This is a genomic window from Geodermatophilus sp. SYSU D00684 (assembly GCF_054050455.1).
Genome location: NZ_JBJGZI010000013.1, coordinates 91,028 through 113,777 on the forward strand (window position 1 = coordinate 91,028; position 22,750 = coordinate 113,777).

The window sequence follows — 22,750 nt, forward strand, 5'->3', positions numbered from 1 at the left end:
GGACCGGCAACGGGCGAGGAACACCGGCAACGAGACCCGACGCCGGGTCAGGCGGCGGCGGTGGGGTCCTCGTCGGTGAGCGCCGGCGCCCGGGAGGCGGGCTGGGGGGCCGGGCGGGTCCGCGGCGTCGCGGCCCAGCGCAGCAGCGCCACGGCGCCCCAGCCGGCGAGCAGGCACCAGGGCAGCCGGGTGACGACGTCGTCGATGGTGAAGTCGCCGCGCAGGTACAGCGCGAGCACCGGCAGGGCCAGCACGAACCCCGCCGTGAGGACGTCCCAGCGCAGCGGGCTCATGCCTCAGCGGTCTCCAGCCGCTCGCACAGCAGCGAGGCCCAGCGGTGCGCGGTCGCCCGCACGCCGTCGAGGAGGGCCACCGGCACCGTCGTCCGGCCCAGCACGGCGGCCGGGTCGGCGGTCAGGTCGGAGTCCTGGACGACGAGCGCGTCGACGCGGGGCAGCGCCTCCAGCCACGGGCCGACGTCCTCGGGCTTGCGGGTCGCCTCGACGACCGCCCAGACGGCGACCGGCGAGAAGATCGCCATGACCTGCTCGAGCCACGTCCGGCTCGCGGCACGCATGGGGGCGTCCACCGCGACGACGGTCGGCGTCCCCGCGGCGGCGGCGTCCTGCTTGCGCGCGATCGCGGTGTCGACCGAGGTGATCCGGCTGGACCCGGGCGCGAGCGCGGCGAGGTCGCCGCGGGTGGCCCACTGCAGCCGGTCGCCGTCGAGCCGCATGCCGGCGGCCAGCGAGCGGGCGGCGGCGAGCGTCTCGACGCCGGGGCCGACGACCAGCAGCACCTCGCCGGCACCGGCCGGGGCCGACGGCGCCGCGGGCAGCGTCGCGCCGAGCGCGCGGGTCAGCGCCGCGTAGGTGCCGGACTGCGCGACCTCGGCGGGGAAGCCCGCACCGAGCAGGTCCTCCGGCACGCCGAGCGCACGCAGGCGGGCGACGGTGCCGGCGGCCTCGACCATCCGCGGGTCGACCCAGCCGCGGCCCGGCGCCACCGCGCCGGCCTCGCGGACCGACGGCACGACGACGCGGGCCGGCGTCCACCCGCGGGCGTCGACGGGCAGGCGGGTCACGGTGGCCAGGCCCGGCGCCGGGGCGGCCACGCGGGCGACGGCCTGACCCGGCGCCGGGGGCAGGCGGCGCGCCGGCGGCACCGGCGGGCGCCCGAGCAGCCGCGGCACGGCCAGTTCGGCGCCCGGGGTGGGCGGCGGCAGCAGCGACAGCGGGGGCAGGACGGCCGTCGAGTCCAGCGCCAGCGGCGCCGGGTCGCTGGCGGTCGGCGCGAGCACCGCTTCCTCGGCCTCCCACTCGTCGGACTCGGCCGCGGCGTCGACCCAGCCCGGCTCCTGGTCCACGCGCTGCGAGGGCGCCGGGACCGGCGGGCGGCCGCGGTGCGCGCCGCCCTGGGTGGAGGCGCTGGCGAGCACGCCGCGGAGGATGTCGGTGAGCGCGTCGTCCGGGGTGTCGTGGGCCAGGGCCGCGCGCAGCACCTCGGCGATGGCCTCCTCCCGCCCGGTGACCGGGCCGGTCAGGTCCGCGTCGGCCCAGGCGGCCACCGGCTGGGGCGCCGGCACCTCGACGGGCTCGGCGACGACGGCCGGCAGCACGTCGGTCACCGGCTCGTCCTCGGTCACGGCGGCGGCGGTGTCCTCGACGGCGGTGTCCTCGACGGCGGGGTGCTCGGTCTCGTCGGTGGCGGTCTCGTCCGCCTCCGGGCCGAGCAGCTCGGTGAGGAGGGAGCCCTCGGTGTCGTCGAGGTCCTCGGGGTCCTCGCCCGCCGGGGACTCCTCGACGGCCGGCGCCTCGACCACCGGCTCGGCGACGACCGGCTCGGTGACGGCGGCGGGGCGGGACACGGGCACGGGGTCGGCCCACATGTCCACGCCGGGACCGGACTCGTCGGCAGGCTCGGTGACCTCGGTGACCTCGGTGACCTCGGGAGCCTCGGGCAGCGGCGCCTCGACCACGGACTCCTCGACGACGGGGGCCTCGGCCACGGGCTCCTCGGCCACCGGGGCGACCGGCTCCGGAGCCGGAGCAGGAGCCGCGGGAGCAGGGGCGGGCGCGGCCATCGCGGCGGCCAGGGCGGCGGCCAGCGGCATCGCCGGCGCGGCGGGGGCGGGTTCCGGGGTCCGCAGCACCGACGGCGGCGCGAGCTCCTCGTCCGTGGCCTCGGCGGTCGCGGCGGCGACGGCCTGGACCGCCCGCAGCGCCTCGGCGGCGGACATCGCGGCGGCCGAGCGCACGGCGTCGTCGACGGCCTCGCGGACCTCCCGGTCACCGGCGACGACCTGCGCCAGCGCGGCGGTGAACAGCGACGGACCGGCGGGCTCGGCCGGCGGGCGCACCGCCGCCCGAGCAGGCCGCCGGGCGGTCGAGGGTGCGGCCGCCGAGGGGACCGCAGCGGACGGGGCGGCAGCCGTGCGGGGGGCCGCGGTGCGGGGGGCCGCGGTGCGGACGGCGGTGGCCGGGCGGAAGGCCGCGGTGCCGGCGGCGGGGCGGCGGGTCGCGCCCACCGACGCCCGGGAGTACAGGTCGACGCCCGGGTCGCCGTCGCCGGACCCGAGCAGGCCGGCCAGCTCGGACACCGGGTCCGGCAGCTCCGTCGGGAGGGTCGGGCGCTCGGTGCGGACGGCCGGGCGCGCGGTGGGCCGGGTCGCCGCGGGGCGGCTGCGGTGCAGCTCGGTGGCGCGCAGGAACGCGCCGGTGTCGGCGAGCGGGCCGGGGTCGCGGCTGAGCGCGGCCTCGATCCGGCGGACCGACTCGGACTTCGGTGCGGGGCCGCGCCGGGCCGGCTCGACGTCCTCCACCTCGGCGACGAACCGCTCGGTGGCGAAGAAGCCCAGCACGCCGCCGGACCGGATGCGGCGCACGCCGGTGATCCGCACCGCGTTGCCGTACCGCTCGCGGGCCGCGGCGACGGCGGCCTCGGGCGTGGGCGCCTCAACGGATGGCAACGGCACCGTTCACCACTCCCAGTGACTCGATCTGGGCCGTCCGGGAGACCTCCGAGTAGGAGATCACCGGCAGGCGGGGGAGGACCTGACGCATCAGGCGGGACAGCGCGGCCCGCACCTGGGGGGAGCAGACGAGGACGGGGGACAGGCCGTGCTGCTCGGCGTCCTCGAGCAGCCCGCTGCACCCGGTGACCAGCGCGTCGACCGAGCCGGCGTCCAGCGCGAGCACCTGGCCGCCGTCGCTGTGCCGCACCGCCTCCAGCAGCCGCTGCTCGAAGGCCGGCTCCAGGGTGAGCACGTGCAGCCGCTCGTCGGGGGTGACGTAGGGGTGGCTGATCGCCGCGCCGAGGGCCGCGCGCACCGCCTCGACCAGCCCGTCCAGGTCGGTGGAGGTCTTCGCGCGCAGCGACAGCGCCTCGAAGATGCGCACCAGGTCGCGGATGGAGACGTTCTCGGCCAGCAGCGCGTGCAGCACCCGCTGGATCTCGCCGAGGGTGAGCAGCCCCGGGGTGAGCTCCTCGACGACGACCGGGTGGGTCCGCTTGACCATCTCGACCAGCAGCCGCACGTCCTCGCGGCCGAGCAGCTCGGCGGCGTTCTGGCGGACCACCTCGGCCAGGTGGGTGGTGATGACCGAGGAGCGGTCGACGACGGTCGCGCCGGCCATCTCCGCCTGCCGCTGCAGCTCCACCGGCACCCACTTGGCGGGCAGGCCGAACACCGGCTCGCGGGTGGGCCGGCCCGGCAGCCCGTCGAGGGCGTCGCCGATGGCCAGCACGGTGCCGGCGGGGGAGGTGCCCTTGGCCGCCGGGACGCCGTTGAGCCAGATGACGTACTGCGACGAGGGCAGGTCGAGGTTGTCGCGGGTGCGGACCAGCGGGATGACCAGGCCGGTCTCCATCGCGACCTTCCGGCGCAGCGCCTTGACCCGGTCGAGCAGGTCGCCGCCGCGGGAGGAGTCGACGAGGTCGACCAGGTCGAAGGCCACCTCGAGCTCCAGCGGGTCGACCCGCATGCGCTCGGCGATCGCCTCGGGGGAGTCCGGCGCGGGCTCCTCGGCGGCGGCGAGCGCGGGCGTGTCGTCGTCCTCGGCCGGGGTCTCCTGCATCCGCGCGGCCATGACCAGGAACAGCCCGCCGATGACCAGGAACGGCAGCTTCGGCAGCCCCGGGATCAGGCACAGCGCCAGGGCCGCGCCGCCGGCGATGCGCACCGGCTGGCGGAAGCGGCCGAGCTGGGCGAGCAGGTCGCTGCCCATGTCCCCGTCGCTGGCCGAGCGGGTGACGATGATGCCGGTCGCGGTGGAGAGCAGCAGCGCGGGGATCTGCGAGACCAGGCCGTCGCCGACGGTCAGCAGCGAGAAGGTGGAGACGGCGTCGCCCGGCGCCATGCCGCGCTGCATGACCCCGACGGCGAAGCCGCCGACCAGGTTGATCAGCGTGATGATGATGGCGGCGATGGCGTCGCCCTTGACGAACTTCGAGGCGCCGTCCATCGAGCCGTAGAAGTCGGCCTCGGCGGTGACCTCGGTGCGCCGCCTGCGCGCCTGCTGCTCGTTGATCAGCCCGGCGTTGAGGTCGGCGTCGATGGCCATCTGCTTGCCAGGCATCGCGTCGAGGGTGAACCGGGCGCCGACCTCGGCCACGCGGCCGGCACCGTTGGTGATGACGACGAACTGGATGATCGTGAGGATCACGAAGATCACCAGGCCGACGACGAGCGAGCCGCCGATCACGAAGTGCCCGAAGGCCTCGATGACCTTGCCGGCGTAGCCGTCGGTGAGCACCAGCCGCGTCGAGGAGACGTTGAGGGCGAGCCGGAACAGCGTCGCGATGAGGATCAGCGACGGGAAGACCGCGAAGTCCAGCGGCCGCTTGATCTGCATCGCGACCAGCAGGATCAGCAGCGACGCCGTGATGTTCAGGCCCAGCAGCAGGTCCAGCACCGCCGCGGGCAGCGGCACGACCAGCATGAGGACGATGGCCACCACGCCGATCGGCACGGCGGCCTTGGTCATCCCTCGCACGGGCACACCATCGGCAGCCGGGGGTCCCCGGCCGACCGCTGACGGCGCACGAGTCACAGCCGTCCCAGCGTCGCGGGTGCCTACGAGGCGACCGGGGTCCTCCGGCGGCCGGCCCGGGGCAGGCCGGCGACGTCGGGCGCCTCGAACCCCGGCCGGTGGAAGCCGCCGCGCACACCCCGGGCGCCGAGCTGCATGACGAAGGCCAGCACCCGGGCGACGGCGGTGAACAGCTGCGGCGGCACCTCCTGGCCGAGCTCGCAGGAGGCGTGCAGCGCCCGGGCCAGCGGCACGTCCTGCACCATCGGCACCCGCGCCTCGGCGGCCCGCTCGCGCAGCCTCGCGGCGACCTCGTCGGCGCCCTTGGCCACCACCCGCGGCGCGCCCTTGTCCGGCTCGTACCGCAGCGCGACGGCGACGTGCGTCGGGTTGACCAGCAGGACGTCGGCGGTGGCGACCTCGGCCATCATCCGGTTGCGCGACATGGCCAGCTGCATCGAGCGGCGCTGGCCCTTCACGTGCGGGTCGCCCTCCGACTGCTTGTGCTCCTGCTGGATCTCGTACTTGGTCATCTTGAGCCTGGTCATCGTCTGCTTGCGCACCACGACGTAGTCGGCGATCGCGATGACCAGGCCGGTGATCGCCACGACGCGGAACATGAGGACGGCGGAGGAGGCGAACGTCGCCACCACCGCCGACAGCGGCAGCGCACCGGACGCCGACACCAGCGCCTGCGCCTCGCTGCTGGTCACGACGACGACGGTGCCGAGCGCCGCCGTCTTGATGACCGCCTTGAGCGCCTCCCACAGGCCGTGGGTGCCGAACATCCGCTTCATCCCGGGGAACGGGTTGAGCTTCTTGAGCGTCGGCTTCATGCCCTTGGTGGCCAGCGCGACCCCACCCTGCGCGGCCGAGGCGAGCACCCCGACGAGCATGAGCGCGAGCGCCATCGGCAGCGCCGTCTCGAGGAACGTCCTCAGCGCCTCTCCGAGCAGCGCGCCGACGGCGTCGGCCTCCGGGTGCTCGACCACCGACCCGAACCGCACGAACAGCCGGCCCACCGCGTCGAAGGCGTTGCCGACCAGCACGGGCAGGAACACGCTCGCCGCCGCCACGCCCGCCCAGGTGCCGAGCTCCTGGGTCCGCGGGATCTGCCCCTCCTTGCGCGCCTCCTTGAGGCGCTTGGGAGTGGGCTTCTCGGTCTTCTCACCGCCCTGTCCGTCCTTGGCCACGCGGCCTCACCCGCTCCGGAAGCCGACGATCGCGCGGGTGGCCTGCTCCACCAGCGCGTCCAGCGCCGGCGGCAGCAGCGGGAAGGTCAGCCCGAGCAGCGCGAGGGTCAGCATGATCTTCACGGGGAAGCCGATGGCGAAGATGTTCAGCGCCGGGGCGGCCCGGGACAGCAGGGCGAGGGCGACGTCGGCCAGCAGCAGCACGGCCACCATCGGGCCGGCGATCTGCAGCGCGGCGAGGAACATCATCGAGAACGCCGTCAGCACGACCTGGCCGACGTCCCCGGCCGGGAACCCGCCGCTGACCGGCAGCCCCTCGTAGGAGGTGGCGAACCCGCGCACGATCATCAGGTGCCCGCCGCTGGTGAACAGCAGCGTCGTCGCGAGCAGGTAGTGCAGCTTGCCGATGACCGAGTTGGTGGTCATGGCCAGCGGGTCGTAGGCCGGCTGCAGGGAGAAGCCGCCGGTGAGGTCGATGAGCTCGCCGGCGAACTGCACCGCGGTGAAGAACAGCTGGACGACGAAGCCCAGCGCCGCGCCGATGGCCACCTCGCTGACGGCGGTGACGACGAGGAACCCGGTGGTCGGCTCCGGCAGGCCCGGCGCCACGCGGTCGACCAGGGCGACCGACAGCGCCAGGGCCAGGGCGCCCTTGACCGGCGCCGGGATGGTGCGGGTGGTGAACGGCGGGGCGAGCAGGACGAAGCCGGCCGCCCGGGCGGTGGCCAGCAGCAGGGCCGCGAGGGTGACCGCCGGGACCTCGAGGTCCATGCCGGTCAGGTCCGCCCGAGCAGGCGCGGCAGCTGGTCGAACAGGGTGTGGGTGAAGTCGACCAGCTCGGAGAGCACCCAGTTGCCGGTGACCAGCAGGGCGATGCTCACCGCGATCATCTTGGGGACGAACGACAGCGTCGGTTCCTGGATCTGGGTCGCCGCCTGGAACAGCGAGATGAGGAAGCCGACCAGCAGGGCCGTCAGCAGGACCGGGGCGGCGACCTTGGCGGCCACCATCATGGTCTGGATCGCGATGTCGGTGACGTCGGCGTCGGTCATCCGTACGACCCCACCAGCGACGTGGTGATCATCGCCCAGCCGTCGACGACCACGAAGAACAGCAGCTTGAACGGCAGCGACACGATCGACGGCGGCACCATCATCATCCCCATCGACATGAGCGCGGCGCTGACCAGCATGTCCATCACCAGGAACGGGATGAACACGACCAGCCCGATGATGAAGGCGCTCTTGAGCTCGGAGAGGACGAACGCCGGGACCAGCGTCGTCATGCTCACCGCGGCGCGGTCCTCGGGCTGCTCCTCCCCGGACAGGCCGACCATGAGCTGCAGCTCGTCGTCGCGGGTGTTGTCGAGCAGGAACTCCTTGAGCGGCACGACACCGACGTCGTAGGCCTGGGAGACCGACATCGCGCCGTCCATGTAGGGCTGCACGGCGACGTCGTTGATGTCGGAGAGCACCGGCCCCATGACGAACAGCGTCAGGAACAGCGCGATGCCGGTGAGCACCGAGTTCGGCGGGGAGGACTGCAGGCCCAGCGCGTTCCGGGTCAGCGACAGGACGACGACGATCTTGGTGAACGACGTGCACAGCAGCAGCACCGCGGGCGCCACCGACAGCACGGTGATCGCCAGGATCAGCGTGATCGAGGTGCTCGGGCTGCCGTTGCCGACCGAGATGTCGACCCCGCCGTCGACCGCGGGCACCGTCGGTGCCGTGGGCGCGGTCGGCGCCGTGGGCGCCGCCGCGGCCGGACCCGCGAGCGATACGCCGGCCAGCGCGCAGCCCAGCAGGGCCAGCAGCAGGGTGGCGGCCCGGCGCGCGCGGGCGCGCGGCGGGGCGGTGGTGGTCATCAGCGGCGGACCGTCCGCTCGCGCAGCTGGGTGACGAAGCCCTGCCAGCCCGACCGGTCGAAGACCGAGCCGGCCAGCGCGCCGCCGACGCGGGGCGCCGGGACGGCCGGGCCGCCCGCGGCCGGGGCGGCGGCGCGCTCGGCGAGCGTGGCCTCCACGGCGTCGCCGTCGAGCTCGGCGAGCAGGGTGACCTGCTCCTCGGTGGCGCCGACGACGAGCACCCGGTCGGCGATGCGCAGCACGTTGACCGTGCTGGCGCGGCCCATCCGCTGGCGCGCCACGACCTCGACGAGGCCGCCGCTGGAGCCCAGGCCGCGCTTCTTGGCCAGGCGCGCGGCGAACCACAGCACCCCGCCGACGAAGGCCAGCGACAGGACCAGCCGGATCAGCATCCAGGTCATGCCTGCGCGGCCCCCAGCTCGGCGGCGGCGTCGGTGACGATCTCGCTGATCCGCAGGCCGAAGTCCTCGTCGACGACGACGACCTCGCCGCGCGCGATGAGGGTGCCGTTGACCAGCAGGTCGGCCGGCGCGCTGGCGGCGCGGTCGAGCTCGACCACCTCGCCCGGGTGCAGCGAGAGCAGCTCGCCGACGGTCATCCGGGTGCGGCCGATCTCGACGGTGACCTCCATGGCCACGTGCCGCAGCAGGTCCAGGCTGTTGCGCGGGGTGCGCGGAGCGGTCGGCAGGGTCACCTGCAGCGCGAGCGTGGCCTGGTGGTCGGCGCCGGCGACCAGCGGCACGGCGACGAACATGCCCTTGTCGCGCAGCCCGTCGAGCGCGGTCACCGGGTCCTCGGTGCGCTCGGCGTCGACCCGCACCCGGCCCAGGGTGGCCGCGGCGGCCTCGAGCGCGGGGCGCAGCGCGGTCGCGACGTCCATCGGGCCGACCGGGGAGTTGTCGAGCGCCTCGACCACCTCCGCCGACAGCACCAGGACGACGTCGCCGGTGATCTCCCCGGACAGCCGGGCGCCGACCGCGGCGGCCGCGGCGGGCGGGACCGGGACGGCGTCGGGGTCGGTGACCGCGGGCCCGGGGACCAGCTCGGCGCCGGAGGGGACGAGCGCGGCCGCGGCCCGGGCGGCGGCCACCACGACGGCGGTGATGGTCTCTGCAGCGGCGTGGGTGGCGGCCTGGGTGGTGTCGAGCGTGGCGGTCATGCGGGGTCCTTCACGGCGGACGGGGCGGGCACGATGGCGGCGGCCAGCCGGCGGCGGTGGTTGGTGGCGATGGCGTGGGCGAAGACGGCGTCGTTGGTGGTGACCTCGAGCGGCGCGTCCCGCGGGTGCCGCAGCAGCAGCACGTCGCCGACGGTCAGGGAGAGCAGGTCCTCCGAGGACACCTCGAGCGGGCTGAAGCGGACGCTGACGTCGACCGGCACCAGCTCCAGGCGGGCGGCGAGCAGCTCGGCGGCGCGCTGCCGGGTGCGCTGGGCCGACTCCGACAGCTGCGGGGAGGCGGCGCTGTCGAGGGCCTGCTGGAAGGAGCTGAAGGGCAGCACCAGGGACGCGGCGCCCTCGCGGCCGCCGATCGACATCGTGTAGCGGGCCACCATCACGGTGTCCGATCCCGCCGCGGCCTGGGCGAGGGCGGGGTTGTACTCGATGCCGTCGATGGCCGGCTGCAGCTCGGTGACGTGCGCGAACGAGGCGGCGAACTCCTGCAGCAGCCGGGTGAGCAGCGAGGTGGTGATGGTGGTCTCCATCGCCGTCATCGGCCGCTCGGGCTGCTGGGCGGCGCCGGAGCCGCCCAGCAGGTGGTCGACGCCGGCCATCGCCATGTCCAGCGGGTAGGCCAGCAGGCCCTTGCCGCCCAGCGGCTCGATGGTGAACGTCGTCAGGAAGCAGGGGTCGGGCAGCGTGGCGAGGAAGTCGTCGTAGGAGTGCTGCTCGATGCCGTGCAGCTCCATCCGGGCGCCGGTGCGCAGCATCGTGGTGAGGACCGTCGTCGCCTGGCGGGCGAAGGCCTCCTGGGCGATCTGCAACACGCGGACGTGCTCGCGGGAGAGCTTGGTGGGGCGGCGGAAGTCGTAGGTGCGGAGCGCACCGCGCCGGCCGCGGCCGCCACCGGCCGGCGCCTGCGGCCCGGGCCCTGCGGGCGCGGTCGCGGTGTCGGGGCGGGTCACGGTCCCCTCATCGGCGGGGCCGGGACGCGAACTGACCGGCGGCGCGGGGCGCCGCCGGTCAGCCGGGGAGTGTGGGACGGGTGGGACTACTGCGTCACTGGGTGACGTACTCCGTGAGGTAGACGTGCATGACCATCGGGACGCCGTCCTCGGTGTAGGCCTCGACGATCTGGTGCTCCAGGGACTCCTTGAGCGCCTCGCGGGCGCCGGTCACGTCGGCCGGCTGGGCCTGCGAGTAGGTGGAGATGAGGATGTCGAGGGCCTTGGAGCCGTCGACGCCGCCGCTGCCGTGCCCGCCGGAGGCGGCGGCCGCGGTGTACTCGAGGGTGATGCCGATCTTGAGGTAGCCGCCGCCGGCCAGGTTGACCGCGATGGGCTCCAGCGCGGTGTAGCCGCCGTGCTCGGGCTCCTCGGCCGCGGCCTCGCCGCCGGCGAACAGGAAGAAGTACGCCGCGGCGCCGAGGGCGACCAGCAGGACGGCGACGACGGCGAGCAGCTTCTTCCTGCCGCCGCCCTTCGCCTCGGCGTCCTCGGCGGCGTCCTTCTCCTTGGCCTTGCTCTTGGTGCTCACTCGTGGGTGCCTTCCTGGACAGGGGCGGCGGCCGGTGCGGGCGCGGCCTGTGCGGGGGCGTCGAGGCCGGGCAGGAGCTCCCGGGCCTCGGCGGAGGCGTCGGACAGCACGACGACATCGACGCGGCGGTTGAGGGACAGGGCGTTCGGGGCGCTCGCCGGCACCACCGGACGGGTGTCGGAGTAGCCGGTGCCGGACATCCGGTCCTGCGGGACGCCGGCGGCGGCGAGGTAGCGCACCACCGTGGTGGCCCGGTAGGCCGACAGCTCCCAGTTGGAGGGCCACGGCCCGCCCGGGGTCACCGGCAGCGAGTTGGCGTGCCCCTCGATCGCGAGGTCGTTGGGCAGCGCGGCCAGGGCGGAGGAGACGGCGTCGAGGATGGTGCGGCCCTGCGGCTGCAGCGTGGCCTCCTCCGGGCCGAACAGCACCGGGTCGGACACGATGTGCACGGTCAGGCCGCGCTCGTCGATCTCGTACCGCGCGGTCCCGGCGTGCCCGGCCGCCGCGAGGGCGGCGTCGATGGCGTCGCGCGCCGCGGCGAGCAGGTCGTACTCGGCGCGCGCCTCGGCCGCGACGTTCACGGCCTCCTGGGCGGCGGCCTGGGCGGCCGCCGCGTCGACGTCGGACTCCGCGGCCGGGGCCGGCGGGATCTGCACGTCGACGGCGGCGTCGAGGGAGTCGAGCACCGACGCGTCGGAGTTGGTGCCCGCGCTGCTCAGCGCGCTCACCGGGGCGCCGAACGCCTCCGACAGGCCGCTGGCCAGCGCGGCGAACTTCTCCTTGTCCACCTGGCTCATCGCGAACAGGACCACGAAGAGCACCAGGAGGAGCGTCATCATGTCCGCGTAGGACACCAGCCACCGCTCGTGGTTCTCGTGCTCCTCCTCCTCGTGCTTCTTCGCCCGGCGCTTGCCGCCGTGGCCGCCGGCGCTCACGCGCGGGCCCGGGTGGCGGTCACGCCGCCTCCCTGGCGGCCTCGCTCGGCGGGATGAGGGCGCTGAGCTTGAGCCGGACGGCGCGCGGGCTGGTGCCCGCCTGGATCTCGGCGATGCCCTCGACGAGCAGCTCCATCTGGGCGGCCTGCAGCTCGCTGACCCGCAGGATCTTCGCGCCCATGGGCAGGAACCAGAAGTTGGCCGCCATGACGCCCCACAGGGTCGCGACGAACGCCGAGGCGATCATCGGGCCGAGCGCCGCGGGGTTGCTGAGGTTCCCCATGACGTTCATCAGGCCGACGATGCAGCCGACGATGCCGATGGTCGGGGCGTAGCCGCCCATCGTCGTCATGAACTTGGCGGCGACCTTGTCCTCGGCCTTCTTGGCGGCGATCTCGCTCTCGAGGACCGCGCGCAGCTCCTCGGGGTCGGTGCCGTCGATGCCCATCTGCAGGCCGCGCTTGAGGAACGGGTCCTGGATCTGCTTGACCTGCGCCTCCAGCGCGAGCAGGCCCTCCTTGCGGGCCTTCTCGGCGAGGCTGACCAGGGTCTGGATCTGCTCGGAGGCCGCCGGGACCTTGGCCGGCACGAGGCCGGCCTTGAACCAGCCGCCCATCTTCTTGAGGTCGGCCATCGTCTGGCCGGACATCGCCGCGCCGAAGGTGGCGACGACGACCAGCACGATGGCCGGGAGGAAGAGCAGCGACGTCGGATCGGCGCCCTCCAGGACCATGAAGACCAGGAGCGCGACGAGCGAGACGACGAAGCCGATCAGGGTCGACGGGTCCACGGGTCAGCGCTCCTCGCGGGCCGGGAAGGGGACGACCGACGCGCGGCGGGTGTCGCCGGCCGCGTCGGTCGCCGGGGCGCCCGCGCCGGCGGTCGTGCCCGAGCGGTAGCTGCCGCGGTCCATGGCGTAGGCGGTCGCGAGGATGCTGGCCCGGTACTCGCGGATCTCGTCGAGCACCGCGTCGACGTCCTCGCTGACGACGTACCTGGTGCCGTCGACGAGGGAGACGACGGTGTCGGGGTGGCCCTCGACCCGCTCGATCAGGTCGGGGTTGAGCGCGAAGTGCTCCCCGTTCAGGCGCGTCACTCGGATCACGGGTGGGTCCTCTGGCTCGTTCGGGAAGGGGGAGGGGCCGCGACGGCGCGGCGCCGGCTACAGGGACCATCGGTCCCGCGCGGGGCCTGCTTGAGCCGAACCGGGCCCGCCGCACCACCCCCGGGGGTGAGCCGGGCACCGCGTTCCCGCACGTCACACGCGCACCGGGAGGCGACCGGGGGACGACGCGACGCGGCCCGGCACCCCGGGGAGATCGGGTGCCGGGCCGCGAGCTCGGTCGGACGCGCTGTCAGCGCTTGAGGTTGACCAGGTCCTGCAGGATCTCGTCGGAGCTGGTGATCACGCGGCTGTTCGCCTGGAAGCCGCGCTGGGCGACGATCAGGCCGGTGAACTCCTCGGCGAGGTCGACGTTGGACATCTCCAGCGCGCCGGCGGTCAGCGAGCCGCGGCCGCCGGTGCCGGCCTCGCCGACGACGGCCTGGCCGGAGTTGTCGCCCACCCGGTAGCTGGAGTTGCCGGCCTTGGACAGGCCGCCGGGGTTGGCGAAGGTGGCCAGCGCCAGCTTGCCGATCGGCTCGCGCAGGCTGTTCGAGTAGACGCCCATGATCGTGCCGTCGTTGCTCAGCGAGATCGACTGCAGCGTGCCCATGGCGTTGCCGTCGACGCCGCTCGGGGTCAGCGCCGTCTTGCCGCCGAACTCGGTCATCCCGGTGAGGTCGAGCGGGATGGTGCCCGGCCAGTTGGCGCCGGTGACGCCGAGGGTGAAGGTGCTGCCACCGGAGGGCCGGCCGGTGGAGGGGTCGAAGGTGAGCGTCTGCGCGGCGCCGATCGCGGTGCCGTTCTCGCCGGCGGCCACCGACCAGGTGTTGGGGCCGGTCTTGGTGAACGTCAGCGCGATCTGGTGCGCGGTGCCGATCGAGTCGTAGGCGGTGATCTGCGTCTGCACCTGGGTGGCCGGGACCGGCGGGCTGGCCAGCGGGTCGGCCGCCACGGACGCCGTCGACAGGTTGCCGGCCAGCGCGCCCGTCGTCGTCGCGGTCGGGGACATGACCTGGCCGAACGGGATGGACAGCGGGCCGATCGGGCCGTTGGCGTCCACGGTGCCGTCCGTGCCGGCCATCCAGCCCTGCAGCTGGGCGCCGTCGGGGGTGACCAGGTTGCCGGCGCCGTCGTAGTCGAAGGACCCGGCGCGGGTGAACAGGTTCTCGTTGCCGGCGCGGGTCACGAAGAAGCCGTCGCCGCTGATCATGAAGTCGGTGGCGCGGCCGGTGTTCTGCGTGGAGCCCTGGCCGAAGTTGGTGGTGACGCCGGCGACCCGGACGCCGAGGCCGACCTGCGCCGGGTTGGTGCCGCCGGTCTCGGCGGTCGGCGAGGAGCCGTTCCGGATCACCTGGGACAGGGTGTCCTCGAAGACGGTCTGGCTGCTCTTGAAGCCGACGGTGTTGACGTTGGCGATGTTGTTGCCGGTCACGTCGAGCTTGGTCTGGTGGGCGCGCAGGCCGGAGATGGCCGAGAACATCGAGCGGAGCACGGGGAGGTCCTCTCAGGAGGGGTCGGCGGCCCCCTCGCAGGGGCCCGCCGCGAGCTTGCGAACTGTGGGGGGCGAGGGGGTCCTTCTCTAGGCGGGGAGGGAGATCTCGCTGAGGCGGCCGAGGGGCACCTCGGTGCCCCCGACGACGGCGGTCGGCCCGTCCCCGCCGAAGCGGACCGAGGACACCGTCCCGGTCCGGGTGGTGCCGTCCTCGGCGGTCCAGCTGACGCCGTGGCCGACCAGCGCGCCGGCCGACAGCGAGCGCTGCAGGGCCAGCAGCTCGGCGTTCTGCGCGGCGATCTCCTCGAGCTTCTCGACCTGGGTGAACGTCGCCGTCTGCGACATGAACTCGGTCGTGCTCGTCGGGCTGTTCGGGTCCTGGTACCGCATCTGCGCCACCAGCAGCTGCAGGAACGTGTCCTTGCCCATCTGGTCGCTGCGGTCCACCGCGGTGGTGGCCGTGTACGTGGCCGGGCTGCCGCCCGCGCCGCCCACGGGCTCGGTCATCGTCGGCTCCTCTCAGGCCCGGACGTCGAGGACGCTCGACGCGGGGTGGTCGGCGGCGGCAGCCGGGCGGCTCCCGTCGGGGTCGGGGGTGCGCAGCCACGGCCGGCCGCGGTCGTCGGCGGGGCCGCGCCCCTGGGCGGACCCGCGGCCGTGCTCGCCCTGCTGCTGGGCCTGCTGCCAGCCGCCCTGCGCCTGCGACGAGCCGGAGCCGGCCGGGTCGCGGTCCACCTGCAGCCGCGAGCAGGTCAGGCCCGAGGCCTCCAGGTCGCGGCGCAGGTCGGGCAGGGCGTCGAGGAGGGCGGCGCGGCCGGCGTCGGAGGCGCCGCGCAGGCTCAGCTCGACCGTGCCGTGCTGCACGGTCACCCGGACCTCGACCGCGCCGAGCGTCTCGGGGGTGAGCACCAGCGTCATGGTGTGCGTGCCGTCGGGCCCCGCGGCCAGCGTGGCGACGGTGGGGGCGACCTGGGCGGCCACCGGCGGCTGCGGCACGTCGGGCCGGGCCGGGGCCGCGGGCGGGGTCGCCGCGGCGGGGGCCGGTGCCGGGGCGGGCGCCGGGACCGCCGACGGCAGGGCCCCGCCGGAGGTCCCCGGGTCGCGCTCCTGGGTGCCCGGGTCCGCGGGCACGGCGGGGACCGGTGTGGCGGCCGGGGCGGCGGGCGCCTCGGCGGGAGCGGCGGCCGACGGGACCGGCGCCGGCTGCGGGTCCGCGGCGACGACGACGAGCCCGGCGGGCAGCGTCGCCGCACCCGGGGCCGCGGCCGGAGGGGTCGCGGGGGCCGGGACGGCGGCGCCGGGCAGGGCGGCGGGCGCGGTGCCCGCACCGGCCGGCACCCCGGCGTCGGCGGGGACCGGCGCCGCGGCGGCCTGGGGGAGGCCGGCGGCGACGCCCGGCACCGCGACGGCCCCGGCGGGGACGGCGCCGTGCGCGGCGGCCGCGCCGGGGGCGGCGGGGCCGGTGCCGCCGGGGGGAGTCGTGCCGGCGCCGGGGACGGCGGTGCCGAGGGCGAGGGCCAGCGCCCAGCCGGCCGGCAGCGCGCCCGGTGGGACGGGGGGATCGCCCGCGGGCCGCCCGTCGCCCGGTCCGGCGCCGGCGGCGTCGTCGGCGGTCCCGGGGCGGCCGGGGTCGCCGTCGCGGCCCACGGCGCGGCCGGGCCGGTCGCCGTCGCGGCCGACGCCGCGGTCGGCGCGCGGGCGCCCGGCGATCGGGTCGTCGAGGGCGTCGTCGAGGGCGGACGCGAAGCCGGCGGCCGAGCCGGGGTCGGACCCGCCGGCCGGGGAGGCCGGGGCGGGTGCGGCCGCGGCGGCGGTCGGGACGGGAGCTGTCACGAGTAGGCCTCCGCGGCGCTGGTGACCTTGCGGACGTAGGACCGGGTCTCGGCGTACGGCGGGACGCCGCCGTGGCGGGCCACCGTGCCGGGACCGGCGTTGTAGGCGGCCAGCGCCAGGTCGGTCGAGCCGAACCGGTCGGTGAGCTGGCGCAGGTAGCGGGCGGCGCCGTCGATCGACGACGCCGGGTCGGTGGCGTCGACGCCGAGGCCGCGGGCGGTGGCCGGCATGAACTGCATGAGCCCGGTGGCGCCCGCCGACGAGACGGCGGCGGAGTCGAAGCCGGACTCGACCTTCGCCACCGCGGCGAGCAGCGCCGGGTCGACGCCGTGCCGCGCCCCGGCGGCGGTGAACAGGTCGGCGTACGGGACGCCCGCGAGGCCGGCGCCGGGGGAGGCCACCGCGGCAGACGCGGCGGCGGAGGCGGGCAGCACCCGGCGGATGACGGTCGGGCTGCCGACGTCCTGCACGCGGACGACGTCGCCCTCCTGCGGCGCGGCGATCATCTTCCCGTCGCCGACGTAGATGCCGACGTGGTCGATGCCCGGGCGCGACGGGGAGTTGTCGAAGAACACGAGGTCGCCGGGGCGGGCCTCGGCCAGGCTCGCGACGGGGGTGCCCGCGGTGGCCTGCTGGGAGCTGGTGCGGGGCAGGTCGATGCCCAGGTCGGCGAAGACCCGCTGCACCAGCCCGGAGCAGTCCAGGCCCACCGACGGGTCGGTGCCGCCCCAGGCGTAGGACACGCCGAGGTAGCGCTGCGCCGCGGCGACCGCCTGCCCCTCCAGGCCGCTGCCGGCGGCCGCCGTCGTGCCGGTCGCCGCCGTGGCCGCGGTGCCGGTGAGCCCGGCGGCGGCCGCCGCGCCGGCCCAGGCGGCCGACGTCGAGGTGGCCGATGCCGAGGCGAGGGTGAGGATCCGGTTCTGGATCGCGGCGATGCGGCCGTGCACCGCGGTCAGTCCCTCCACGGGTCCTCCTCTCCCTCGGGTCCGGTCCCGGCGTGCCGGGCGGTGACCAGGTCGTCGACCGCGCGCTCCTCGGCGCCGAGCTCGGCGGTCCGCAGCGCGAGGAGGTGCCGCTCGCGCAGCTTCTCCAGCGCCTTGGTCTGCTGGGCGGCGGCGGTCCACCGCGCGCGCAGCAGCCCGGCCTGCTCGGCCGAGGCCTGCGCCGTCGCCCGTGCAGCTGTCACATCGGCAGCCGCGGCGGCCGATGCGACCATCGCGGCGACGAAGACGTGCGCCGGCGCGGACGCGGGCGGCACCCGGGTGGCCAGCGCGGCGGCCTGCGCCTCGGCGCGGCGCTCCGCCTCGCGGGCCGCGGCGGCCGCCTCGGCGGCGGCCCGCTCGGCGGCCTGCTCGGCGGCTCGGCGGACCCGCAGCACCGGCTCGAGGCGGAAGGCGGCCGGCCGGGCCACGTCAGCCGGCCGTCACGAGCCGGTGCAGCATCGCCCAGGCGTCGTCGGGGGAGGTCGAGTCCTCCAGCGGCTGGCGCAGGAAGGCGTCGATGGCGGGGGACAGCGCGCGGGCGCGGTCGACGAGCGGGTCGCTGCCGGCCTGGTAGGCGCCGATCTCCACCAGCTCCTTGACGTCGCGCAGCGCGCCCATGAGCCGGCGCATCTCGCGGGCGTCGGCCATCCGGGCGGGCGCGGTGACCGCGCCGGCGACCCGGGAGATCGACTCCAGGACGTCGACGGCGGGGAAGTGGCCGGTGGTGGCGAGCTTCCGGGTGAGCACGACGTGCCCGTCGAGGATCGAGCGGGCGGTGTCGGCGATCGGCTCGTTGTGGTCGTCGCCCTCGACGAGCACGGTGTAGAGGCCGGTGATCGAGCCGGTCGCGCCCGGGCCCGCCTTCTCCAGCAGCCGCGGCATCATCGCGAAGACGCTCGGCGGGTAGCCGCGGGTGGCCGGGGGCTCGCCGGCGGACAGGCCGACCTCGCGCTGGGCCATCGCGGTGCGGGTGATCGAGTCCATGAGCAGCAGCACGTCGCGGCCCTGGTCGCGGAAGCCCTCGGCGATGCGGGTGGCCACGAACGCGGCCTTGAGCCGCACCAGCGGCGGCTCGTCGGAGGTGGCGACGACGACGACCGTGCGCGCCATGCCCTCGGGCCCGAGGTTCTCCTCGAGGAACTCCTTCACCTCGCGACCGCGCTCGCCGATCAGCCCGATGACCCGGACGTCGGCCTCGGTGCCGCGGGTGATCTGGGCGAGCAGCGTGGACTTGCCGACGCCGGAGCCGGCGAAGATGCCCAGCCGCTGGCCCTTGCCGACCGGCACGAGGGTGTCCAGCGCGCGGACGCCGACCGGCAGCGGCTCCTCCACCCGGCGCCGGGACAGCGCGTGCGGGGTCTCGCTGGCGAGGTCGACCCAGTCGACGCCGGGCCCGAGCGGGCCGTGCCCGTCGACCGGGCGGCCCAGGCCGTCGAGCACCCGGCCGAGCAGCGCCTCGCCGACCGGCACCTGCAGCGGCATGCCGGTGTTCCGGACCGGCGCGCCGGCGTGTACGCCGCCGAGCTCGCCCAGCGGCATGCAGGTGAGCCGGTCGCGGGAGACGGCGACCACCTCGGCCACGAGCCCGCGCGGGCCGGGGCCGACCTCGACGAGGTCCCCGACGGCGGCGGCGACGCCCTCGACGGTGAGGGTGAGCCCCATGGCGCCGACCACCGAGCCGGTGAGCTGGGGGCGGGCGGCCAGGCGGGCGCGCTCGATCAGCGTGCGCGTGGTGCTCACGGAGACAGCACCGCCCGCACCCGCGCGAGCGCCGTCGACAGCTGGGCGTCGACCCGGCGGGGGCCGCACTCGGCGACCGCGCCGGCCCGCTCGACGGCGTCGTCGCCGACGACGGTGACCGACGGCGGCAGCGCGGCGAGGGCGGCCGGCGGGACCTCGGCGAGGTCGTCGGGGTGCAGCCGGACGACGGCGGGCGCGTCGGCGGGCAGCAGGGTCAGCGCGCGGCGGATCGCGTCCACGCCGGCGGTGGTCGAGGCCGACAGCTCGCGGCCGAGCAGGTCCTCGACCAGCGTCAGGACGCCGTCGACCAGCGTGTCGCGGACGTCCTCGGCGGTGGGCACCGCGGCGGCGTCGAGGGCGGCGACGGCGGCGCCGAGCGCGGCCGTGGCCGTGGCCATCCGGCGCTCCCAGCGGGCCTGCACGTCGGCCAGCCGGGCGGCCGCCTGTGCCTCGGCCTCCGCCACGACCCGGCCCGCCTCGGCCATGCCCTCGGCGTAGCCGGCGGCGTGCCCCTCGGCGCGGGCGAACTCGCGCAGCCGGGCCAGCTCCTCGGCGTACACGTCGCCGAGCCGCCGCACGCCCCGGCCGTTGGGCACCGGGACGTCGCCGGCGCGGCGGACCGTGGACCGCCGCTCGACCACGTCGGGCGCGCCGTCCACGACCGGCCTCGTCAGCGGCCGGGTCAGCATCGCGTCCGGCGACTGGGGCGGCGGGAGGGTCACCGGCCGGGTCAGCTGCTGGGTCGGCGGGTGGGTCACCGTCTGCGGCGCCGTGCGCGGCTCGGGCACCGTCGTCCCCGCCACCTGCCGGTAGGGTGCCGCCGCGCTGGCCGAGGCCCCGCGCAACAGCACCGACTCCCGCGCCGTCGGACGCGACCCGTCAGGCGACGAACTCATCGTCCCCACCGCGGGAGATGGTCAGGACGCCCTGCTCCTCGAGCGTGCGGATGACCGCGACGATCTTGCCCTGCGCCTCCTCGACCGTGCGGGCGCGGACCGGGCCGAGCAGCTCGATCTCCTCGGCGAGGTTCTCGGCGGCGCGCTCGGAGAGGTTCCGGACCACCTTGTCGCGGACGTCGGGGCGCACGCCCTTGAGCGCGGTGGCCAGGTCGTTGGCCTCCACCTCGCGCAGCACCAGCTGCATCGACCGGTCGTCGATGGTGGTGATGTCCTCGAAGACGAACATCTGCGCGCGCACCTGCTCGGCCAGCTCCGGGTCGGAGGTGTCCAGCCACTCGAGGATCGAGCGCTCGGTCGGCCGCGGCGAGCGGTTGATGATCTCCACGAGGGTCTCGACGCCGCCCACGGTGGACATGTCCTGGTGGGCGAGCAGCGACCCCATGCGGCGGCCGAGCTCCTCCTCCACCAGCCGGACCATCTCCGGCGAGGTGCGGTCCATCGTGGCGATCCGGTGGGCGACCTCGGCCTGCTGCTCGGGGGAGAAGCCCGAGAGCACCTCGGCCGACTGCGCGGCCGACAGGTGGGCCAGCACCAGGGCGATGACCTGCGGGTGCTCGTCCTTGAGGAAGGTGACCAGCTGGCGGACGTCGGCGTTGCGCAGCGAGGCGAACGGCACCTCGGTGTAGACGACGTTGAGCCGGGCGAGGATGCCCTCGGCCTTGTCCTCGCCGAGGCCGGCGGCCAGGATCTCGCGGGCGAAGTCGACGCCGCCGCGGCCCACGTACCGCTGCGCGGCCATCATCTGCGAGAACTCGGTGAGCACGCCGTCGACGTCCTCGGGCTCCACCGAGCCGAGCTTCATGATCTCGCGGGTGAGGGCCTCGACCTCGCGCGGGCGCAGCTTGGACAGCAGCAGCCCGGCCTCCTCCTTGCTCATCTGGGCGAGGAAGACGGCGGCCTTGCGCAGGCCGGGCATCTCGGGGCGCGGGGGAGCCGGCGGCAGCGCGGGCAGGTTGGTCCCGCCCGCGCCCACCAGCTGCTCGACACTGGCGAGCGTCATTTCACGTCACTCAGCCAGCCGCGCAGCATCTGCGCCACCTCGTCCGGACGTTCGCTGACCATCGTGGCGATCTCCCCCCGCACCCGCTGCCGCTCCGCGGCCTCCAGTTCCAGCGCCCGGTTGTCCAGGACGGCGGTGTCGTCCCGCGAGCTGGACACCCGCAGCCGCTCGAGCTCGGCGATCAGGCCCTCGTCGAGCTCCAGCGGCTCGTCGTCCTCGTCCTCCTCGTCGTCGCCGCGGCGGCGCGAGCGCAGCCACACGACCAGGACCAGCAGCGCGATGCCGAGCGCGATGCCGCCGTTCTTCATCAGCGCCCACATCTGCGCCTGCTGCTCGGCCTCGCGGGCCGCGGTCATCTCCGCGGCGGCGGCGTCGGCGGCGGTGGTGTCGAAGGCCAGCGAGGCGACGCTGATGTCGTCGCCGCGCGCCGTGTCCAGGCCGACGGCGTTGCCGATGAGGTCCTGCACCTGGGTCTGGTTGAGGTTGCCGGCCACCGTGTCGTTGAGGACGACGGCGACGGTGAGCCGGTTGACCTCGCCGGGCGCGGTGACGGTGTTGGTGACCGTCTGGTCCACGGAGTTGTTCGCCGTCGTGGACTCGGTCGAGTAGGTGGAGTTCCCGCCGCCGGTGCCGTTGGCGGCGTCGGCGGTGTTCTCCGGGCCGAGGACGCCGCCGACGGCGGTGCCGTCGCCGGTGTACTGCTCGGTCGAGCGCTGCTCGGAGACCGGCGGGGTGCCCTCGGTGTAGCCGTAGGTGGTCGCGGTGCTGTCGCTCTGCGACATGTCCAGGTCCGCGCGCACGGCGACGCGGGCGTTGCCCGGGCCGAGGACGGTGTCGAGGATGGCCTGGGCGTTGGACGCCAGGCGGCTCTCGTAGTCGGTCTCCATCTGCGAGCGGGCGTCGCCGGAGGCGGCGCTCACGCCCTGGCCGGCGGCCGACAGCAGCTGGCCGGTCGAGTCGGAGACGGTGACCTGGTCGGGGTCCATGCCCTCGACGCTGGAGGACACCAGGTTGGTGATCGACTGGATCTGCTCGCCGCCGAGCTCGGTGCCGGGCTCCAGGTCCAGGAGCACCGAGGCGGTCGGCTCGCCCTCGTCGGAGGCGAAGACCTCGTCCTCGGGCAGCGCGACGTGGACCACGGCGGTCTGCACGCCGTCGAGCGCCTCGAGGGTGTTGGCCAGCTCGCCCTCGATGGCGCGCTGGTACTGCACCTGCTGCTGGAACTCGCTGGTGGTGATGCCCTGCTCGTCGAGCAGCGCGTACCCGGTGTCCGAGCCGGCCGGCAGGCCCTTGCCGCTCATCTGCAGCCGCAGGTCGTAGACCTGCTCGTTGGGCACCAGGATCGTGCCGCCGCCGTCGGCGAGCTCGTAGGAGACGCCGGAGGCGTTGAGCTCGTCGACGATCGCCGAGGCGTCGGCGGAGGCCAGGTTGGAGAACAGCGGCGCCATGGTCGGCGTCGTGATCCAGCGGTAGAAGAAGAAGCCGCCCAGCGCCAGCCCGGCCACCAGCAGGCCGATCACGACCTTCTGGCCGAGGCTGATGGTGGCGAGCGTGCCCTTGATCTTCGCCAGGGGACCGGCGAGTGCGGCAGGCATCAGACGGGCATCCTCATGATCTCGGTGAAGGCCTCGACCGCCTTGTTCTTGAACGTCACGACCATCTCGGTGGCCACGGAGGCCTCCTGCGCGGCGATCATGTAGTCGTGCACGTCACGCAGGTCGCCGGTGGCGCCCTGGACGGCGAGGGCGTCCTTGGCCTCCTGCATGCTGCCGAGCTGGTCGAGCGCGCCGGTCAGCACGGCCGCGAAGCCCTCGCCCGACGTCGAGGCCGGGGCCGCGGCCGTCGTGCCGGCCACGCCGTCGAGCGCGCCGACCGGGGGGACGCCGGGCAGCGAGATGCCGTCGATCGGAGAGGTCAC

At 75.4% G+C, this 22,750-nt stretch carries 24 protein-coding genes; all 24 read right to left on the reverse strand.

Going from position 1 to position 22,750, the window contains the following annotated elements; all coding sequences use genetic code 11:
* Positions 1 to 47 precede the first annotated feature (47 nt).
* A complete protein-coding gene (locus ACI79L_RS11530) occupies positions 48 to 293 on the reverse strand; it encodes a hypothetical protein (RefSeq protein WP_456936921.1) in 246 nt (81 codons plus the stop codon).
* Positions 290 to 2,968, reverse strand: coding sequence for a hypothetical protein (locus tag ACI79L_RS11535; RefSeq protein ID WP_456936922.1), 2,679 nt, complete (start codon positions 2,966 to 2,968; stop codon positions 290 to 292). The genes ACI79L_RS11530 and ACI79L_RS11535 overlap by 4 nt, the downstream gene beginning before the upstream one ends.
* Complete coding sequence (flhA, locus tag ACI79L_RS11540; protein WP_456936969.1) at positions 2,955 to 4,985, reverse strand: flagellar biosynthesis protein FlhA; 2,031 nt, start codon at positions 4,983 to 4,985, stop codon at positions 2,955 to 2,957. The genes ACI79L_RS11535 and flhA overlap by 14 nt, the downstream gene beginning before the upstream one ends.
* Positions 4,986 to 5,074: 89 nt before the next feature.
* On the reverse strand, positions 5,075 to 6,223 hold the full coding sequence (locus ACI79L_RS11545; protein ID WP_456936923.1) for an EscU/YscU/HrcU family type III secretion system export apparatus switch protein: 1,149 nt from the start codon (positions 6,221 to 6,223) through the stop codon (positions 5,075 to 5,077).
* 6 nt (positions 6,224 to 6,229) lie between these two features.
* Complete coding sequence (gene fliR / locus ACI79L_RS11550) at positions 6,230 to 6,994, reverse strand: flagellar biosynthetic protein FliR (RefSeq protein ID WP_456936924.1); 765 nt, start codon at positions 6,992 to 6,994, stop codon at positions 6,230 to 6,232.
* A gap of 5 nt (positions 6,995 to 6,999) precedes the next feature.
* Entirely contained in the window at positions 7,000 to 7,275 is a 276-nt protein-coding gene (gene fliQ / locus ACI79L_RS11555; protein ID WP_456936925.1) for a flagellar biosynthesis protein FliQ, read from the reverse strand.
* Positions 7,272 to 8,090: a flagellar type III secretion system pore protein FliP gene (fliP, locus tag ACI79L_RS11560; protein ID WP_456936926.1), complete on the reverse strand. Its 819-nt coding sequence runs from the start codon at positions 8,088 to 8,090 to the stop codon at positions 7,272 to 7,274. Before fliP ends, fliQ begins: the two co-directional genes overlap by 4 nt.
* The gene (locus tag ACI79L_RS11565; protein ID WP_456936927.1) at positions 8,090 to 8,491 is read right to left on the reverse strand and encodes a FliO/MopB family protein; all 402 of its coding nucleotides are present in this window, start codon (positions 8,489 to 8,491) and stop codon (positions 8,090 to 8,092) included. The genes fliP and ACI79L_RS11565 overlap by 1 nt, the downstream gene beginning before the upstream one ends.
* Positions 8,488 to 9,249: a flagellar motor switch protein FliN gene (fliN, locus tag ACI79L_RS11570; protein WP_456926432.1), complete on the reverse strand. Its 762-nt coding sequence runs from the start codon at positions 9,247 to 9,249 to the stop codon at positions 8,488 to 8,490. The genes ACI79L_RS11565 and fliN overlap by 4 nt, the downstream gene beginning before the upstream one ends.
* The gene (locus tag ACI79L_RS11575; RefSeq protein ID WP_456936928.1) at positions 9,246 to 10,214 is read right to left on the reverse strand and encodes a flagellar motor switch protein FliM; all 969 of its coding nucleotides are present in this window, start codon (positions 10,212 to 10,214) and stop codon (positions 9,246 to 9,248) included. The genes fliN and ACI79L_RS11575 overlap by 4 nt, the downstream gene beginning before the upstream one ends.
* A 94-nt stretch (positions 10,215 to 10,308) precedes the next feature.
* Positions 10,309 to 10,785 (reverse strand): flagellar basal body-associated FliL family protein, encoded by a 477-nt coding sequence (locus tag ACI79L_RS11580; RefSeq protein ID WP_456936929.1) that lies wholly within the window; start codon positions 10,783 to 10,785, stop codon positions 10,309 to 10,311.
* The gene (locus tag ACI79L_RS11585) at positions 10,782 to 11,720 is read right to left on the reverse strand and encodes a flagellar motor protein MotB (RefSeq protein WP_456936930.1); all 939 of its coding nucleotides are present in this window, start codon (positions 11,718 to 11,720) and stop codon (positions 10,782 to 10,784) included. Before ACI79L_RS11585 ends, ACI79L_RS11580 begins: the two co-directional genes overlap by 4 nt.
* A 19-nt stretch (positions 11,721 to 11,739) precedes the next feature.
* Positions 11,740 to 12,510: a motility protein A gene (locus ACI79L_RS11590; protein WP_456936931.1), complete on the reverse strand. Its 771-nt coding sequence runs from the start codon at positions 12,508 to 12,510 to the stop codon at positions 11,740 to 11,742.
* Between the two features lie 3 nt (positions 12,511 to 12,513).
* Entirely contained in the window at positions 12,514 to 12,825 is a 312-nt protein-coding gene (locus ACI79L_RS11595; protein WP_456936932.1) for a flagellar FlbD family protein, read from the reverse strand.
* Between the two features lie 250 nt (positions 12,826 to 13,075).
* Positions 13,076 to 14,317, reverse strand: a complete 1,242-nt coding sequence (locus tag ACI79L_RS11600) for a flagellar hook protein FlgE (RefSeq protein ID WP_456936933.1) — start codon at positions 14,315 to 14,317, stop codon at positions 13,076 to 13,078.
* A gap of 87 nt (positions 14,318 to 14,404) precedes the next feature.
* The gene (locus ACI79L_RS11605) at positions 14,405 to 14,824 is read right to left on the reverse strand and encodes a flagellar hook capping FlgD N-terminal domain-containing protein (RefSeq protein ID WP_456936934.1); all 420 of its coding nucleotides are present in this window, start codon (positions 14,822 to 14,824) and stop codon (positions 14,405 to 14,407) included.
* A gap of 12 nt (positions 14,825 to 14,836) precedes the next feature.
* Positions 14,837 to 16,150 (reverse strand): flagellar hook-length control protein FliK, encoded by a 1,314-nt coding sequence (locus ACI79L_RS11610; protein WP_456936935.1) that lies wholly within the window; start codon positions 16,148 to 16,150, stop codon positions 14,837 to 14,839.
* A complete protein-coding gene (locus ACI79L_RS11615) occupies positions 16,147 to 17,115 on the reverse strand; it encodes a transglycosylase SLT domain-containing protein (RefSeq protein ID WP_456936936.1) in 969 nt (322 codons plus the stop codon). The genes ACI79L_RS11610 and ACI79L_RS11615 overlap by 4 nt, the downstream gene beginning before the upstream one ends.
* Complete coding sequence (locus tag ACI79L_RS11620; RefSeq protein WP_456936937.1) at positions 17,103 to 17,561, reverse strand: flagellar export protein FliJ; 459 nt, start codon at positions 17,559 to 17,561, stop codon at positions 17,103 to 17,105. Before ACI79L_RS11620 ends, ACI79L_RS11615 begins: the two co-directional genes overlap by 13 nt.
* A gap of 1 nt (position 17,562) precedes the next feature.
* Entirely contained in the window at positions 17,563 to 18,873 is a 1,311-nt protein-coding gene (locus tag ACI79L_RS11625; protein ID WP_456936938.1) for a FliI/YscN family ATPase, read from the reverse strand.
* Positions 18,870 to 19,676, reverse strand: coding sequence for a FliH/SctL family protein (locus ACI79L_RS11630; protein ID WP_456936939.1), 807 nt, complete (start codon positions 19,674 to 19,676; stop codon positions 18,870 to 18,872). The genes ACI79L_RS11625 and ACI79L_RS11630 overlap by 4 nt, the downstream gene beginning before the upstream one ends.
* A gap of 76 nt (positions 19,677 to 19,752) precedes the next feature.
* Positions 19,753 to 20,832: a flagellar motor switch protein FliG gene (gene fliG / locus ACI79L_RS11635; RefSeq protein ID WP_456936940.1), complete on the reverse strand. Its 1,080-nt coding sequence runs from the start codon at positions 20,830 to 20,832 to the stop codon at positions 19,753 to 19,755.
* A complete protein-coding gene (fliF, locus tag ACI79L_RS11640) occupies positions 20,829 to 22,427 on the reverse strand; it encodes a flagellar basal-body MS-ring/collar protein FliF (protein ID WP_456936941.1) in 1,599 nt (532 codons plus the stop codon). Before fliF ends, fliG begins: the two co-directional genes overlap by 4 nt.
* A complete protein-coding gene (gene fliE, locus ACI79L_RS11645) occupies positions 22,427 to 22,750 on the reverse strand; it encodes a flagellar hook-basal body complex protein FliE (RefSeq protein ID WP_456936942.1) in 324 nt (107 codons plus the stop codon). The genes fliF and fliE overlap by 1 nt, the downstream gene beginning before the upstream one ends.

What these genes read in the sequence shown, in the direction of transcription:
- flhA (WP_456936969.1), bottom strand. Translation starts at nt 4,985, where the DNA reads ATGACCAAGGCCGCCGTGCCGATCGGCGTGGTGGCCATCGTCCTCATG.
- fliQ (WP_456936925.1), bottom strand. Translation starts at nt 7,275, where the DNA reads ATGACCGACGCCGACGTCACCGACATCGCGATCCAGACCATGATGGTG.
- ACI79L_RS11565 (WP_456936927.1), bottom strand. Translation starts at nt 8,491, where the DNA reads ATGACCTGGATGCTGATCCGGCTGGTCCTGTCGCTGGCCTTCGTCGGC.
- fliP (WP_456936926.1), bottom strand. Translation starts at nt 8,090, where the DNA reads ATGACCACCACCGCCCCGCCGCGCGCCCGCGCGCGCCGGGCCGCCACC.
- ACI79L_RS11605 (WP_456936934.1), bottom strand. Translation starts at nt 14,824, where the DNA reads ATGACCGAGCCCGTGGGCGGCGCGGGCGGCAGCCCGGCCACGTACACG.
- fliR (WP_456936924.1), bottom strand. Translation starts at nt 6,994, where the DNA reads ATGGACCTCGAGGTCCCGGCGGTCACCCTCGCGGCCCTGCTGCTGGCC.
- fliN (WP_456926432.1), bottom strand. Translation starts at nt 9,249, where the DNA reads ATGACCGCCACGCTCGACACCACCCAGGCCGCCACCCACGCCGCTGCA.
- ACI79L_RS11530 (WP_456936921.1), bottom strand. Translation starts at nt 293, where the DNA reads ATGAGCCCGCTGCGCTGGGACGTCCTCACGGCGGGGTTCGTGCTGGCC.
- fliF (WP_456936941.1), bottom strand. Translation starts at nt 22,427, where the DNA reads ATGCCTGCCGCACTCGCCGGTCCCCTGGCGAAGATCAAGGGCACGCTC.
- fliG (WP_456936940.1), bottom strand. Translation starts at nt 20,832, where the DNA reads ATGACGCTCGCCAGTGTCGAGCAGCTGGTGGGCGCGGGCGGGACCAAC.